The organism is Streptomyces sp. NEAU-sy36 (assembly GCF_013423905.1).
GTDB classification, from domain to species: Bacteria; Actinomycetota; Actinomycetes; order Streptomycetales; family Streptomycetaceae; genus Streptomyces; species Streptomyces misionensis.
In genome coordinates, this window is sequence record NZ_CP058977.1 from 839,201 (window position 1) to 852,782 (window position 13,582).

General features: G+C 71.2%; 16 protein-coding genes, 1 tRNA gene and 1 pseudogene. 7 read left to right on the forward strand and 11 right to left on the reverse strand.

The window, feature by feature from the left end; genetic code table 11:
• Positions 1 to 10: 10 nt before the first annotated feature.
• Positions 11 to 337, reverse strand: a complete 327-nt coding sequence (locus tag HZZ00_RS03730) for a DUF3618 domain-containing protein (RefSeq protein ID WP_070027312.1) — start codon at positions 335 to 337, stop codon at positions 11 to 13.
• A gap of 104 nt (positions 338 to 441) precedes the next feature.
• On the opposite strand from HZZ00_RS03730, the gene bcp reads away from it, so the two are divergent.
• On the forward strand, positions 442 to 909 hold the full coding sequence (bcp, locus tag HZZ00_RS03735; RefSeq protein WP_070027314.1) for a thioredoxin-dependent thiol peroxidase: 468 nt from the start codon (positions 442 to 444) through the stop codon (positions 907 to 909).
• 173 nt (positions 910 to 1,082) lie between these two features.
• A tRNA-Leu gene (locus HZZ00_RS03740) sits at positions 1,083 to 1,157 on the forward strand.
• A 43-nt stretch (positions 1,158 to 1,200) separates the two neighbouring features.
• On the opposite strand, the gene rdgB is transcribed toward HZZ00_RS03740, so the two are convergent.
• A complete protein-coding gene (gene rdgB / locus HZZ00_RS03745) occupies positions 1,201 to 1,803 on the reverse strand; it encodes an RdgB/HAM1 family non-canonical purine NTP pyrophosphatase (RefSeq protein WP_180330858.1) in 603 nt (200 codons plus the stop codon).
• A 25-nt stretch (positions 1,804 to 1,828) separates the two neighbouring features.
• Entirely contained in the window at positions 1,829 to 3,205 is a 1,377-nt protein-coding gene (locus HZZ00_RS03750) for an SGNH/GDSL hydrolase family protein (protein WP_374028513.1), read from the reverse strand.
• A 195-nt stretch (positions 3,206 to 3,400) separates the two neighbouring features.
• On the opposite strand from HZZ00_RS03750, the gene HZZ00_RS03755 reads away from it, so the two are divergent.
• The gene (locus HZZ00_RS03755) at positions 3,401 to 4,714 is read left to right on the forward strand and encodes a DUF445 domain-containing protein (RefSeq protein ID WP_180330860.1); all 1,314 of its coding nucleotides are present in this window, start codon (positions 3,401 to 3,403) and stop codon (positions 4,712 to 4,714) included.
• Between the two features lie 143 nt (positions 4,715 to 4,857).
• On the forward strand, positions 4,858 to 6,594 hold the full coding sequence (locus tag HZZ00_RS03760; RefSeq protein WP_257585645.1) for an MFS transporter: 1,737 nt from the start codon (positions 4,858 to 4,860) through the stop codon (positions 6,592 to 6,594).
• Positions 6,595 to 6,632: 38 nt separating this feature from the next.
• Here the strand turns inward: HZZ00_RS03760 and HZZ00_RS38195 are convergent.
• Positions 6,633 to 6,960, reverse strand: a pseudogene (locus HZZ00_RS38195) (NAD(P)-dependent oxidoreductase); the annotation flags it as partial.
• Positions 6,961 to 6,962: 2 nt separating this feature from the next.
• Between HZZ00_RS38195 and HZZ00_RS03765 the strand changes: the two are divergent.
• Positions 6,963 to 7,334 carry a helix-turn-helix domain-containing protein gene (locus HZZ00_RS03765; protein WP_180330861.1) on the forward strand — a complete coding sequence of 124 codons (372 nt, stop codon included), beginning with the start codon at positions 6,963 to 6,965 and terminating at the stop codon, positions 7,332 to 7,334.
• A gap of 70 nt (positions 7,335 to 7,404) precedes the next feature.
• Here HZZ00_RS03765 and HZZ00_RS03770 read toward each other — a convergent pair whose 3' ends face one another.
• Positions 7,405 to 7,707 carry a hypothetical protein gene (locus HZZ00_RS03770; RefSeq protein ID WP_180330862.1) on the reverse strand — a complete coding sequence of 101 codons (303 nt, stop codon included), beginning with the start codon at positions 7,705 to 7,707 and terminating at the stop codon, positions 7,405 to 7,407.
• Between the two features lie 173 nt (positions 7,708 to 7,880).
• On the opposite strand from HZZ00_RS03770, the gene HZZ00_RS03775 reads away from it, so the two are divergent.
• A complete protein-coding gene (locus HZZ00_RS03775) occupies positions 7,881 to 8,306 on the forward strand; it encodes an Hsp20/alpha crystallin family protein (RefSeq protein ID WP_180330863.1) in 426 nt (141 codons plus the stop codon).
• A 390-nt stretch (positions 8,307 to 8,696) separates the two neighbouring features.
• Entirely contained in the window at positions 8,697 to 9,191 is a 495-nt protein-coding gene (locus HZZ00_RS03780; RefSeq protein WP_180333380.1) for a DUF2267 domain-containing protein, read from the forward strand.
• A gap of 41 nt (positions 9,192 to 9,232) precedes the next feature.
• Here HZZ00_RS03780 and tgmC read toward each other — a convergent pair whose 3' ends face one another.
• From tgmC to HZZ00_RS03810, 6 genes are all read right to left on the reverse strand, one after another.
• Positions 9,233 to 10,456 carry an ATP-grasp peptide maturase system methyltransferase gene (gene tgmC, locus HZZ00_RS03785; RefSeq protein ID WP_180330864.1) on the reverse strand — a complete coding sequence of 408 codons (1,224 nt, stop codon included), beginning with the start codon at positions 10,454 to 10,456 and terminating at the stop codon, positions 9,233 to 9,235.
• The gene (gene tgmB / locus HZZ00_RS03790) at positions 10,434 to 11,432 is read right to left on the reverse strand and encodes an ATP-grasp ribosomal peptide maturase (protein WP_180330865.1); all 999 of its coding nucleotides are present in this window, start codon (positions 11,430 to 11,432) and stop codon (positions 10,434 to 10,436) included. The genes tgmC and tgmB overlap by 23 nt, the downstream gene beginning before the upstream one ends.
• 3 nt (positions 11,433 to 11,435) lie before the next feature.
• Entirely contained in the window at positions 11,436 to 11,783 is a 348-nt protein-coding gene (tgmA, locus tag HZZ00_RS03795; RefSeq protein WP_257585646.1) for a putative ATP-grasp-modified RiPP, read from the reverse strand.
• A 93-nt stretch (positions 11,784 to 11,876) separates the two neighbouring features.
• Positions 11,877 to 12,722: a helix-turn-helix transcriptional regulator gene (locus HZZ00_RS03800; protein WP_180330866.1), complete on the reverse strand. Its 846-nt coding sequence runs from the start codon at positions 12,720 to 12,722 to the stop codon at positions 11,877 to 11,879.
• Between the two features lie 24 nt (positions 12,723 to 12,746).
• Positions 12,747 to 13,253 carry a DUF6879 family protein gene (locus HZZ00_RS03805; protein WP_180330867.1) on the reverse strand — a complete coding sequence of 169 codons (507 nt, stop codon included), beginning with the start codon at positions 13,251 to 13,253 and terminating at the stop codon, positions 12,747 to 12,749.
• On the reverse strand, positions 13,234 to 13,461 hold the full coding sequence (locus tag HZZ00_RS03810) for a hypothetical protein (RefSeq protein ID WP_180330868.1): 228 nt from the start codon (positions 13,459 to 13,461) through the stop codon (positions 13,234 to 13,236). Before HZZ00_RS03810 ends, HZZ00_RS03805 begins: the two co-directional genes overlap by 20 nt.
• Positions 13,462 to 13,582: the final 121 nt, after the last annotated feature.

A 13,582-nucleotide genomic window follows, 5' to 3' on the forward strand; every position in this document is an offset into this window, starting at 1 on the left:
GCCGTCGCCGTCAGCGCCCGCGCCGCCGGGACAGGGCGAGCAGGCCCCCGACCCCGACGACGACGAGCGCCACCGGCAGTACCCGGTCCATGCGCAGCCGCCCGTGCTCATCCGCGAACTGCGCCCTGACATCACTCACCACTCGGTTGACCTGCACATACGCGCGGCCCATCGTGTGGTCGATATTGGCGACGGCCTTGGCCTTCGCATCCCCGATGATCGTCTTCGGGTGCACCCGCACCCCGATCTCGTCGAGGGTCTCGGCCAGCACTTCGCGGCGGCGCTTGATGTCCGCCTCGATCTGCGCCGGGGTTCTGGTGTCCGCCGTGTCCGCCACCGTACGGCCTCCGAAGTCTGCCGGGATTGAGCTGTTGCTGTTCCGAACAGTTTGTCAGCTCCGGCCCGCGCCGCACCGCAAGGCCCCCCGGTTACGCTGGTCCGATGAGCGAGCGACTCCAGCCGGGGGACGTGGCCCCCGCCTTCACCCTCCCCGACGCCGACGGGAACGAGGTCTCCCTCGCGGACCACAAGGGCCGCAAGGTCATCGTCTACTTCTACCCCGCGGCACTCACCCCCGGCTGCACCAAGCAGGCCTGCGACTTCACCGACAACCTCGACCTGCTGGCCGGCGCCGGCTACGACGTCATCGGCATCTCCCCGGACGCCCCCGAGAAGCTGGCCAGGTTCCGCGAGAAGGAATCCCTCAAGGTCACCCTCCTCGCCGACCCCGACAAGAAGGTCACCGAGGCCTACGGCGCCTACGGCGAGAAGAAGAACTACGGCAAGACGTACATGGGCGTCATCCGCTCCACGTTCGTCATCGACGAACAGGGCACCGTCGAACGCGCCCTCTACAACGTCCGCGCCACCGGCCACGTCGCCAAGATCATCAAGGACCTCGGTATCTGAACCTCCGGCTCCGCAGCCGACGGCCCGCCCCGGAACCTTGGGGGCGGGCCGCGTTCCTTTTCCGACGAGGCGGCTGATGTGCCCCAACTGCCGTGTCCTCACCGGCATCTGGCACAGGGGAGGGCGCCGGTCACAAACTCCGCGCGGCGCCAGTAGAGTAGGCGCAGCGTCGAGGGCCCGTACCCCAGCTGGCAAGAGGGCGCCGGTTTAGGTCCGGTGTGTCGTGGGTTCGAGTCCCACCGGGCCCACGCGCACAGAGGGGCTGCCCGACGGACAGCCCCTCTTCCATGCTCAGCCCACCAGCTCCCGCACCACCGGCACCAGGGCCCGGAACGCCTTGCCCCGGTGGCTGATGGCGTTCTTCTCGGCGGCGGTCAGTTCGGCGCAGGTCCGGGTTTCGCCGTCGGGCTGGAGGATCGGGTCGTAGCCGAAGCCACCCGTGCCCGCCGGGGCGAGCCGCAGGGTGCCGCGCAGCTGGCCCTCGACCACCCGTTCCGTGCCGTCCGGCAGGGCCAGGGCGGCGGCGCAGGCGAAGTGCGCGCCGCGGTGCTCCTCGGCGATGTCGGAGAGCTGGGCCAGCAGCAGGTCGAGGTTGGCCTGGTCGTCGCCGTGGCGGCCGGACCAGCGGGCCGAGAAGATGCCCGGGGCGCCGTTGAGGACGTCCACGCACAGACCGGAGTCGTCGGCGACCGCGGGCAGCCCGGTGGCCTGTGCCAGTGCGTGCGCCTTGAGCAGGGCGTTCTCGGCGAAGGTGACGCCGGTCTCCTTGACGTCGGGGATCTCGGGGTAGGCGTCGGCGCCGACCAGTTCGTGGGGGAGTCCGGCGTCGGCCAGGATGGCCCTCAGCTCGGTGATCTTTCCGGCGTTGCGGGTGGCGAGGATCAAGCGGGTCATGCCGCCAGTATTCCTCGCCCCGCGCTCACAGCTCCGCCTGCCCCGCGCCCTTGAGCGTGCGCAGGTCGAACACCTCGGCCATCTTCGCGAAGCCCCGGTCGCCGGGGTGCAGATGGTCGCCGGAGTCGTAGTCGGGGCGCAGCCGGCGCGGGTCGTAGGGATCGCGGAGCGCCTTGTCGAAGTCGACGACCGCGTCGTACACCCCGCCCGCGCGGATCTCCGCGTTGATCTGCCGGCGGACCGCCTCCCGGGCGGGGGTCCAGCCCCGGTGGCCCCCGAAGGGCATCAGGGTGGCGCCGACGACCTTCAGTCCGCGGGCGTGGGCGTCGCGGACGAGGGTGCGCAGGCCGCCGAGGACGCGGTCGGGATCGGCGAGGCGGGGGTTGCGCAGGATGTCGTTGATGCCGAGGTCGACGACGACCACCTTGACGTTGGTGCGGGAGAGCGCGTCGCGTCCGAAGCGGTCGAGTCCGCTCTGGTTCTCCGCGGGGCGGCCGAGGCCGTCGGCGAGGACCTGGTTGCCGCTGATGCCTTCGTTGACGACGCTGTAGCGCGGGAGTCGCCGTCCGTCCTGGAGCGCGGTGCGCAGCCGGCCGCCGAGCAGGTCGGGCCAGCGGCGGTTGGCGTTGGTGGTGGAGGTGATGCCGTCGGTGATGGAGTCGCCGAAGACGACGACGGTGCCGTCGGCCTCGTTGCTCAGCACGTCGAGGGCGGTGACGTAGCGCCAGTAGGGCGTCTGCCGGGTGTAGGGGGCGCCGGTGGAGTCCTCGGTGCGGTCGCCGGTGGCGACGTAGGAGATCTGCCGGGCGTGCGGGTGGTAGGTGACCGGTCCGGAGGGGGTGGGGGAGTAGGTGGTGACCAGGACGTCGGTGCCGTGGGGTATGAGCAGGTGGACGGCGTCGCTGACGACTTCCTCGCCGGCGGGTATGACGACGCCGGTGGCGCCGTTGAAGGTGAGCCGGCGCATGGTGTCCGCGTCGGCGGCGGCGGTGGCGTCCCCGGCGGGCAGGGCGATCGTGGCGTGGGTGATGTCCAGGGGGGACTGGCCGTAGAGGTTGGAGAGGGTGATGCGGGCGCTGGTGCCGCCGGCGTCGGCGTGGACGACGTTGCGTACCGAGTGGCCCGCGAGGCCGGTCGTCTCGGTGCCGGGTTCGCCGCCGACGGGGGCGGTGGCCCAGGAGCCGACCCAGGTGCCGGTGGAGACGGGGGCGGCGGCGGAGTCGCGGTGCGGGCGGCCGTCGGCGAGGGCGCCGGCGGGGGCGCCGCGGCCGGGTGCGGCGGTGACGTAGATGCCGGCGCATACGGCGATGACGAGCGCGAGGAGCGCGCCGAGCAGGGTGAGGTACTTCGCGCGGTGCTGTGTGCGGGCCTGCCCCGGGGCCCGGTCATGACGCCTGGTCACGCTTGTGTCGTTCTCCTCGGGCGAGGGAGCCCCGGGCTCCGGTCTTGATGAGTCCATGATGCGTCATGGGCCGGGGTGCGCCGGTGGGCCCCCGTCCGTTCCCCCGCCGGGACAGACGCCCGGAACTCCCGTTCCGTTCCGGTGGTCTGTCGGCAAGGGACAATTGTGTGCGGTATCACCGAGCGGGTGGAGCTGATGGAACCTACCGAGACGGAAACGGCCGGGCCGGCCGCGTCGTACCGGACGATGACGGCCTTCACTCCGGCCGACGAGGAGCGCCGGCGCGGGGTGCGGCGCATGAAGGCGACCGCGACGGGCCTGTTGTTGCTGGTGGCCCTGGTCTACGTGCTGGCCAAGGTGGCCCAGGGCGCGGGTGCGGGCGCGTGGGCGGACTACGTCTCCGCTGCGGCGGAGGCGGGCATGGTGGGTGCGCTGGCGGACTGGTTCGCGGTCACGGCGCTGTTCCGGCACCCCCTCGGTCTGCCGATCCCGCACACGGCGATCATCCCGACGAAGAAGGACCAGCTGGGTGTCTCGCTGGGCGAGTTCGTGGGGGAGAACTTCCTGTCCCGGGACGTGGTGCGGCAGCGGCTGCGGGCGGTGGGCATCGGCAGCCGGCTGGGTGCCTGGCTGGCCGAGCCGGAGCACGCGGACCGGGTGACGGCGGAGCTGGCGACGGCGTTGCGGGGCGCGCTCACGGTGTTGCGGGACTCCGATGTGCAGGCGGTGGTGGGGGAGGCGATCACCCGGCGGGCGGGTGCCCGGGAGATCGCGCCGGGGCTGGGCAAGCTGCTGGAGAAGGTCGTCGCGGACGGTGGTCACAAGCGGGCGGTGGACCTGGTGGTCTCGCGTGCGCACGACTGGCTGGTGCTGCACGGCGACAACGTGATGGGGGCGGTGCAGGGCGGGGCGCCCGGCTGGACCCCGCGGTTCGTGGACCGCAAGGTCGGCGAGCGGGTCTACAAGGAGTTGCTGCGTTTCTGCGCGGAGATGCGGGACATGCCGTCGCATCCGGCGCGTGGCGCGCTGGACCGTTTCCTCACGGATTTCGCCTCCGATCTCCAGTCGGACACCGAGACCCGGGCGCGGGTGGAGCGGCTCAAGGGCGAGGTGCTGGGCCGTGGCGAGGTGCAGGATCTGATCGCGTCCGCGTGGACGGCCGTGCGGTCGATGATCGTGGCGGCGGCGGAGGACGAGCGCAGCGAGCTGCGGATGCGGTTGCGGGCGGCGCTGCTGTCGCTGGGCGAGCGGATGGCGCACGAGCCGAAGGTGCAGGAGAAGGTGGACAGCTGGGTGGAGGGTGCGGCGGTGCACGTGGTGTCCACCTACCGCAAGGAGATCACCTCGCTCATCACGGACACGGTGGCGGGCTGGGACGCCGAGCACACCACCCGGAAGATCGAGGCGCACATCGGCCGCGATCTGCAGTTCATCCGGATCAATGGCACGGTGGTGGGATCACTGGCGGGACTGCTGATCTTCACGGTGTCGCGGGCGGTGGGCGGCTGACGGCCGGATGACGCCGGGTGGCGTACTGCGGCCGGTCCGGGGCCTGTTCGCCGCCTCGACCGCCTGAATCGGCAGGACAGGGGCACCCGTCGAGCTGTCGCCTCTCCGCGCAGGAGGGGCGTCCTTCGACGAGGAGGGAGCCGATGACAGGAGCCGAGATGGGGGCGCCGGGGGCCGGGGCGGCCGGGGCCGGTGATGCGGGACGACGGGCCCGGGAGGACGGGCGCGTCGGTGGCGGCGGTCCGCACGGCGGCGGGCCGGGCGGTGGCGGCGGGCGGGCGGACGACGCCCGCTCCGGCGGCGGGACCGGCGGGGGCGACCTGACCGGCAGAGCCGGCCGGACGGGCGCCGGGGCAGCCGGCGGGGCCGACGGCGGCGGCCGGACCATCACCACGGACATCCCCGCGCGCCTGGACCGCCTCCCCTGGTCCCGCTGGCACTGGACGATCGTCATCGGCCTGGGCACGGTGTGGATCCTGGACGGCCTGGAGGTCACGGTCGTCGGCAACATCGCCAGCCGTCTGGCCGAACCGGGCAGCGGTCTGTCGATCACGTCCGGTCAGATCACCGGTCTTGCCGCCGCGCTGTACGTGGCGGGTGCCTGTCTGGGCGCCCTGTTCTGGGGCCGGCTGACCGACCGGTTCGGCCGCAAGAAGCTGTTCATGATCACCCTCGCGGTGTATCTGGTGGCGACGGCGCTGACCGCGGTCTCATGGGAGGCGTGGTGGTTCTTCCTGTTCCGGTTCCTGACCGGTTTCGGCATCGGCGGTGAGTACGCGGCGATCAACTCGGCGATCGACGAGCTGATCCCGGCGAACTACCGCGGCCGGGTCGACCTGGTCATCAACGGCAGCTTCTGGCTGGGCGCGGTGGGCGGTTCGCTGCTGTCCATCGTCGCGCTGAACACGGGCCTGCTGCCGATGAACGTCGGCTGGCGCCTGACCTTCGCGCTGGGCGCCGTACTGGCGCTGGTGATCCTCCTGGTACGGCGGCACGTGCCGGAGAGTCCGCGCTGGCTGCTGATCCACGGCCGCGACCGGGAGGCGGAGGAGATCGTCTCCGGCATCGAGCGGCAGGTGGAGGCGGAGAAGGGCACCCGGCTGCCCGCGACCGACGCGCGGCTGGAGATCCACCAGCGCAAGAGCGTCACGTTCGCGGAGATCGCCCGTACGGTCTTCGGCCGCTACCGCAGGCGGGCCGTGCTCGGCTTCTCGCTCTTCATCGGCCAGGCGTTCCTGTACAACGCGATCACCTTCGGCTTCGGCGCCATCCTGACCAAGTTCTTCGGTGTGCCGAGCGACCGTACCGGCTACTACTTCGCGGTGATCGCGGTCGGCAACTTCTGCGGTCCGCTGCTGCTGGGCAAGCTCTTCGACACGGTCGGCCGCCGGGTGATGATCTCCTCCACCTATCTGCTGTCGGGCCTGCTGCTGTTCGGCACGGCCTGGCTGTTCGACCGGGGCGTGCTCGACGCGGCGACGCTGACGGCCTGCTGGTGCGCGGTCCTGTTCTTCGCCTCGGCGGGCGCGTCCAGCGCGTATCTGACGGTGTCGGAGATCTTCCCGATGGAGACCAGGGCGATGTCGATCGCCTTCTTCTACGCCCTGGGCACCGCGGCCGGCGGCATCAGCGGCCCCCTGCTCTTCGCCGACCTCACCGGCACCGGCCGGGTCGGCGACACGGTGCTGGCGTTCTGCATCGGCGCGTCCCTGATGTGCGCGGCGGGCCTGGTGGCGGCGGCCCTGGCGGTACGGGCGGAACGCCGTTCCCTGGAGGACGTCGCGCGCCCGCTGACGGCGGTGGGCGACGGCACCGGGCCCTCCGGCAGCCGCCCCCAGGGCCCCTCGACACCACCACCGCCGGCGGCGAGCAGGCCGTGAGGCGCTCGCGGCGAGGGGGTGACGTGACGGTGCGATGGTCAGCGCACGAGCAGCTCGATCACGCCCGTCAGGCCCTCCTCGCCGCTGCCCTCGGCCAGGCGGCGGTGCATCAGTTCGAAGCAGGGCCGAGCGGTTCCGGGCTGACACCCTGTTCCTCGGCGGTGGCAGGAAGGCCCGCGTGCCGGTCACCTGCATGGCGAGGTCGGGGACGACGCCCTTGGCGTAGTCGCCGCCGCGCAGATGGCCTTCGGTCTGGTGGACGGCCGGGGCCATCGCGGTGAGCCGGTCGGCGAGCAGTGGGGCGAGCGCCGCGGGGTCGATGCCCTCCTTGCGGATCAGGGCGAAGGCGTGCGCGGCCCCCGCGAAGCATGACGACACTGAACCGGCCGGGCGCCCCGGACGGACACGTCCGCGGGATCGACACCGCGATGGAGGTGATCGGCGGCAAGGGGAAGGTGCTGATCCTCTGGGCGCTCCACGAGCACCCCTGCCGCCGCTTCGGCGAGCTGCGCCGGCTGCTGCCGGGGATCACCGAGACGGTGCTCGCCTCCCACCTGCGCGAGCTGGAAGCGGACGGTGTCGTGCACCGCGTCTCCTGCGACGAGGTGCCGCCCCGCGCGGAGTACTCGCCGACCGAGGACGGAAGACGCCTCACCGACGCGCTCCAGCCGCCGGCCGCGTGGGGCCACGAGCGGCCGGCCGCGCCGAGGGGGCCGGAGGGCGCGGCGGACCGGTCCTGACGCGCACGCACTGCTCGCGGCCGCTCGCCGGCGGCCGCGAGCGGCACGGTGGCGTCGGCGCGGGCGGACTCTAGGCCTTGCGGTCGGCGACGGCCCAGGAGGCGAGGGCGACGGCGCCCGCGACACCGAAGACCGAGGGCCAGGCGCCGACCTTCTTGGCCAGCGGGTGGGAACCGGCGAACGCGGCGACGTAGGCGGCGGTCAGCGCGCCCGCGGCCTTGCCGCCGGCCTGCTTGCGCCACTGCTGGGCCGCGGCGGCACCGGCGACGGCCAGCACGGCCCCGCCGAGCTGACGCTTCTTGGTCCAGCGGGCGACCCCGTACCCGCCGACGAGCCCGCTCGCGGCGACGACAGCGCTGGGAACCTTGGCCATGAGTGCCTCCGAAAGTCGTAGGGGGAGATACCCCTCATCTCGCCCCCGAGGCTAACGCGCCGGCCTGCGCACATACGGAAGCTGAGTCGAGGCTTGTCAACTTTCCGGCTTGGAGCTATATAAGAAGCCGTAGGGCATCGCACCCAAGCGCCTGAAGAGAGGAGTGACCTGTGATGCTCATGCGCACCGACCCGTTCCGCGAATTCGACCGACTCGCGCAGCAGGTCCTCGGCAATACCGCCCGCCCGGCCGCGATGCCGATGGACGCCTACCGGGCAGGCGACGACTTCCTGGTCCATTTCGACCTGCCGGGCATCGACCCCGAGACGATCGAGCTGGACGTCGAACGCAACGTCCTCAACGTCCGCGCCGAGCGCCGCAGCCCGGCCCCCGAGGGCGCGGAGGTGCTGGTCGCCGAGCGACCCACGGGCAGCTTCACCCGCCAGCTCTTCCTCGGTGACACGCTCGACACGGACCGCATCGACGCCTCGTACGAGTCCGGCGTGCTGACCCTGCGCATCCCGGTGGCCGAACAGGCCAAGCCCCGCCGCATCCAGATCACCGGCGGATCGGACTCCCGCAGGCAGATCAGCGGCTGACGCACGCCCACGGGGCGGTGAGCGGGGCCGGTTCCGGTGAGGCACCCGGAGACGGCCCCGCTCACCGCCCCGGCCGGTGGGAGGGACCCGGGCCCCGGGTCCCTCCCACCCCTGCCGCCTGCCTCCCACCCCTGCCGTTCGGCCCCGGGAACTGCCCACCCGTCCCGGTCGGCCGGCCACCCGGCGGGGTACCGAACCACTGGATCTACCGGACGCCCGGCACCGCCCGACGTGCCCCGGAAAGGAGCCATGACGATGACGACGACGGCGACCACGACGCTGACGAAGCCGAGAACCCCGGAGGCGGCGACGAAGCCGGTAACCCCCGAGACGACGATGAAGCCGGGGACCGCCGAGACGGCGATGAAGCGGGGGACCGCCGAGACGGCGATGAAGCCGGGAACCCCCGAGACGGTGAGGAAGCAGAGGACCCACGAAGCGGCGACGAAGCGGGGAACCACCGACTCGGCCCGCTGGCGGCAACTGACCGAGTCCGTCCGCGAGATGGGTCAGTACACGACGCGGGCGGAGGCCGAGCGCGTCACCCGCATCGTCCTGTCGGCCCTCGGCGGCCATGTGACCGGCGACGAGCGCGTCGCCCTGGCCCAGGCCCTGCCCCGCGAGGCCGGCCGCGTGATCGCCGCCCAGATCCCGGCGACCCACCCGATGACGGCACGCGAGTTCGTGGAGTCGATAGCCACCCGCATTGAGGGCGCGACCCCGGCCACGGCCCGCTGGGACGTCAGCTCCGTCCTGAGCACCCTCGCCCAGACCATCGGCACCTCCCTGACCACCCGCATCCTGGCCCAACTCCCGCCGGGGTACGCGTTGTTGTTCGGGAGGGCGGAGCTGGTGACGACGGCCAGCTCCTCCGCGGGCCTGTGATGACCTGCCCGGCCAGGTGCCGGGCAGGTGTATGCGGTCGGTCAGGCGGTGCGGGCGTGGCCGTAGCCGCCGGAGGGCAGGGGAAGGCTCGGCAGATGCGGGTGGCTCAGGACCTGCTCCTCCGCACGGACATGCAGCCTGAACATGCCGGGGTCAGGCCTGCCCGCGGCGTCGAATGCGTCAAGAACTCCTTCGATCCGCTCCCACAACCTCACCGAACCGGCCTCGCGCACATCCCAGCCGGGCCGGCGCGGAGTGAGGGAGGCCGCGGAACCGCTGACGACATCGACCAGGACCACGGTGTCCCCGAAGGTGGTCAACTGGGCGTCAGGCACGGCGCACTGGGCGAGGTAGCGCAGGTGGAACGCCTTTGTGGTGGCAGCCGTGATCCTTTCCGGTCCGTGCCGCACCGGCCTGGCCTTCTCAGGCAGCCCCGCCAGCCAGTGCGCGGGATTACCGAAAGCGGGTGCCGCGTGCGCACGGGCGGCCATGAAGGAGACCGTGCCCGGAAGCAGTGTCCCCTCGGCGGTACCGTCCCCGGAGACCGTGAGCAGGACGCGGGCGTAGCCGTACATCCAACCGGACAGGGTCAGCAGGATCTTCCCTCCTGGCCTGGTCTGCGCGATGAGCGCGGGCGGTACGGCGCGGAATGAGCAGGCGGCCACGACGCGGTCGAAGTGCGCCTCCGGCCAGTAGCCGTACCAGCCGTCGGCCACCGCCAGGGTTGGTGTGTACCCGCAGCCGTGCAGTGCCGTCGCCGCCGTCTCCAGGCGCCTCGGGTCGGCGTCGAGGCTCGTGATGCCGGCTGAGCCAAGCCGCTCACAGGCCAGCGCGGTCGAGTAGCCGCTCCCCGTGCCGATCTCCAGCACGGTGTGCCCCTCCGTGACATCGGCATCGGCCCACATCCGCAGCACGAGCGAGGGCAGGGTGGACGACGACGTGGGCGTCCCACCGTGCCGTACCCGGGGTGCGGCCCAGTCGGGCTCATGCTCGTCGAACTGTGTGATCAGCGTGCGGTCGGAGTACGCGGCCGCCAGCCAGCGGCCGTAGTCGGCATCGGCGGTGACGGGCTCCCATACGGTGAGCCCGTGCTCGTCCGGCTCCTGGGCGGGGAGGTAGAAGCCGGGCACGAACCGGTGCCGGGGCACTGCGGCCACGGCCGCCCGCCAGGCGGGATCGTCCAGTGCGCCGCTGGTTTCGAGTGACTCCGTCATGGCTTCGCGCAGCCTGATGGCGTCGGTCTCAGATGCGGCCGGCATCATCATCGGCAGTGCCCTCCTGTGTGGTCAGAATGTCGGCGAACGCCTCAGCGATGGCCGGGGCGTCCGGAAGCCAGCCCCACTGCCCGTTCGGATTGCACTCGATCGCCCACCAGTTCCCAGGTTCGTCGGCAGGCCCCGTGAGGGCGAAGTCGAAGCATCCGAAGACCAGACCGGATGACGACAGGTAGCTGTGCAGAGCGGTGCGCACCGGTTCCGGTACGGCGACGGGGGTGTGGACCAGCTGGTCCCAGTCGCCCCTGCGCCAGTCCAAGGCACCGCCCGGCGTGGTGATCAGCTGCGCGAAGACCCGGTGACCGACGACGGTGACGCGCACGTCCCCGGTCTTCGGAATTTCGGCCTGGAAGAGATGTGCCGTCACGACGACCGTCTCGTCCAAAGTGTGGGGATCGATCCGCTGGGTCCAGATCGCCCCGGCTCGGCCGTCGTCGCCCGGAGGCAGTCCGCGAAAGGTCTTGTAGACGACGTACTCGTGACCAGCGGCGAACTCAACGGCCTCATCGAGGTCATTGGTGATGAGTGTCGGCGGAACGCGCAGTCCGAGGGCGGCGAAGTGCTGAAGCTGGGCGGGTTTGAAGTCCGCGCGTGCCACCGCGGACGGGTGGTTGACGTAACGAGGTGCGTGCAGACCACTCAGCACACCGCCGAGCCCGTGCCGCGCCTCGGCGGCGACGAAGTCCCCCTGCTGCCCCGGAACACGGCCGGCGCAGGCCGAGTACGGGCGCGGGCGGCGCCAGTAGACCGCTGCCACGTCCTCGAGCTCTACCTCCCGGGTCGGGGTGCGCAACCGTCCACTCCACCTCGGCACTCCCGCGCCCAAGTGGAACCCGAACACGAGAGCGGGCCCGATGTCGGCGGGATCGACACGGACGACCGGCACATCCCTCTCGTTCAGCACGCCGATGACATGGTCCGCGGTCAGGTCTTCCAGCGCGGTGACGACCAGTACCGTCGAGCCCATCGCTCAGTCCGACTCGTAGTCCGTGGTGTGGTCGTCCTGCGTCTGCGGTTGCGGCCCCTGTCCGTCCCCTCCTCCGGAGACCGAAGTGGTGCCCGTCGTCCTGGACGTACCGTGCCTGCCCATCTCGACCAGCCTGCCGTCGGCGTCCGTGTAGCAGGCGGTCTGCGAGCCGGGGTCCAGAACCACCGAGACGTAAGGAGCGGGTCCGACGGGCAGCCGGTCGGTCACGAGACGCATGGCCCAGGGCGCGCCACCCGGGTCGGTGGCGGGCTCCTTGGCTACGAGCAGGGCACCTTCATGACCGAAGAGTTCCGTCGCCTGGCTCAGTCGCGCCCTGATCTGACTCACCATGTGCCGCCTTCCCTCCGCTTTCACGATGTGTGTGGAAAACGCTAGGAATGACCAGACGATCGGCTCTATGGATGTGCGCGAACTTGCACACCGTCACGCGCAGGAGGCGATGGCGGACGCGATCAACGCGCGCGCCGGTGCGCCATGGACAGCCAAGTCGGCGAGTGCGGAGAACGTCCGTCCGTAGGTACCGACTTCGTGCGGCTGGGTGATGGTCAGGAAGGCGGAGACGAGCTCTACGTTGACCTGCTCCTCATCGAAGATCCAGAAGTCTTCGACGGGCCAGAGGGCGGAGCGGTCCGCGCTCAGAGGGATCACGCCGAGGCTGACGTTGGGCAGCGAGGCCAGGGACAGGAGATGGCCGAGCTGCCCGGCCATCGTCTCCGGCCCGCCGATCCGGTGCCGCAGCGTGCTTTCTTCCAGGACCACGGCGAAGCGGCGCCGTCCGTCGTGCAGCAGCCGCTGCTTGTCCACCCGCACCTGGACGGCTGCCTCCAGATCGTCGGGCACGGCACGCCGGTCACGGATCGACCTCAGCAGCGCCGTGATGTAACCACGGGTCTGGAACGGGCCCGGAACCAGCCACGAGGAGTACGCCCGGAAGCGCAGTGTGCGTTCCCAGAGGGGAAGGACCGACTCCTGGGCCCGGCGCAGCCCGGACCGCTCCATACGCCGCCATTCGACGTAGGCGCCGTCGATGTTGCGCGCCGTGGCGATGAGGTCCGCGGTCTGCCCGGTCGCGCCGCAATGCAGTGTGTACATCCGCAGGTCGTCATCGGAGGGCGCTGTCCGGCCGTTCTCGATGCGGCTGCATTTGCTCTCGTGCCAGCCGGCCAGGGAGGCGAGCTGCCGCGCGGTGAGGCCCGAGTCCTGCCGGATCTCACGCAGCCGTTTCCCCAGGGTCTCCCGGGCTTGCTGGACGCTGGATGACGAAGCCACTTCAGACCGCCCGGATGCGCCCTGTCAGATCGGCTGGTACTGACCGTGGGGGACAGCCCGGTCCCACACGGAGGCGAAGGCCGAGGAACACAGCCGCACCACGGCCGGGTCGGTGACCAGCTCTTCGCCGGTCATCGTGCCATCGCCGGCGAAATGGTTGAACAGCACGGACTCGTTGTCGAACAGCCAGAAATCGTTGCCCGGCAGCGTGAGGGCGGAGGCCTGCCTGCGGGGCAGCCAGCGGACGTCTTCGCCGGCCTTGATGTTGTGCGGGCTGGTCAGTTCGTACTCGTAGCGGACATAGGGCGAGACGGGTTCCGAGACGATGCGGGCCCGCTGTACGGACACCCCCCTTGCGACCGTGGCGGAGACCAGCTCACCCCACCAGGACCAGCGCTCCGCCGGGTCGAACCGCTCGCCCGCCGTCCACTCACGGTAGTCCTCGTCGAGCGCGTACGCGTCCCGTGTCTCAAGGTGGCGGCAACTGTGCCGGGCCGTGCGGAAGAGTTCCTCAATCGCCGTCTCGGACAACGCCGTTCACCTCCGGGAAGAACTGCATCATGCGCCGCGGGAACTCGATCACCGTCTCATGATCGGGGATGTCCAGCTGTGCCAGCCGGCCGGGGTCCGTGACCCGCCAGCCCTGGAGGATGTAGTGCCCCGTCTCGTCGTCCAGGTACACGGTCGGGGAGCCGTTGTTGGGACTCTCGGGGTCCTTGCCCAGCCGGTGCAGTGCCATGTGCCCTCCGCGGTGACGAGTGACGATCGACAGGAACAGGCTTGCGCCGGCCGGGCATGGCGGGCCAGCGGCTTGCACGAACTTCTACGGTGCTGGGCCCCGTCCCCTTACCCTCCGAGCG

Excerpts from the sequence above, each read along its gene's own strand:
- bcp (WP_070027314.1), top strand. The coding sequence starts at position 442 with ATGAGCGAGCGACTCCAGCCGGGGGACGTGGCCCCCGCCTTCACCCTC.
- rdgB (WP_180330858.1), bottom strand. The coding sequence starts at position 1,803 with ATGACCCGCTTGATCCTCGCCACCCGCAACGCCGGAAAGATCACCGAG.
- HZZ00_RS03755 (WP_180330860.1), top strand. The coding sequence starts at position 3,401 with ATGGAACCTACCGAGACGGAAACGGCCGGGCCGGCCGCGTCGTACCGG.
- HZZ00_RS03760 (WP_257585645.1), top strand. The coding sequence starts at position 4,858 with ATGACAGGAGCCGAGATGGGGGCGCCGGGGGCCGGGGCGGCCGGGGCC.
- HZZ00_RS03765 (WP_180330861.1), top strand. The coding sequence starts at position 6,963 with ATGACGACACTGAACCGGCCGGGCGCCCCGGACGGACACGTCCGCGGG.
- HZZ00_RS03770 (WP_180330862.1), bottom strand. The coding sequence starts at position 7,707 with ATGGCCAAGGTTCCCAGCGCTGTCGTCGCCGCGAGCGGGCTCGTCGGC.
- HZZ00_RS03775 (WP_180330863.1), top strand. The coding sequence starts at position 7,881 with ATGCTCATGCGCACCGACCCGTTCCGCGAATTCGACCGACTCGCGCAG.
- HZZ00_RS03780 (WP_180333380.1), top strand. The coding sequence starts at position 8,697 with ATGAAGCCGGGAACCCCCGAGACGGTGAGGAAGCAGAGGACCCACGAA.
- tgmC (WP_180330864.1), bottom strand. The coding sequence starts at position 10,456 with ATGATGATGCCGGCCGCATCTGAGACCGACGCCATCAGGCTGCGCGAA.
- tgmB (WP_180330865.1), bottom strand. The coding sequence starts at position 11,432 with ATGGGCTCGACGGTACTGGTCGTCACCGCGCTGGAAGACCTGACCGCG.
- tgmA (WP_257585646.1), bottom strand. The coding sequence starts at position 11,783 with ATGGTGAGTCAGATCAGGGCGCGACTGAGCCAGGCGACGGAACTCTTC.
- HZZ00_RS03810 (WP_180330868.1), bottom strand. The coding sequence starts at position 13,461 with ATGGCACTGCACCGGCTGGGCAAGGACCCCGAGAGTCCCAACAACGGC.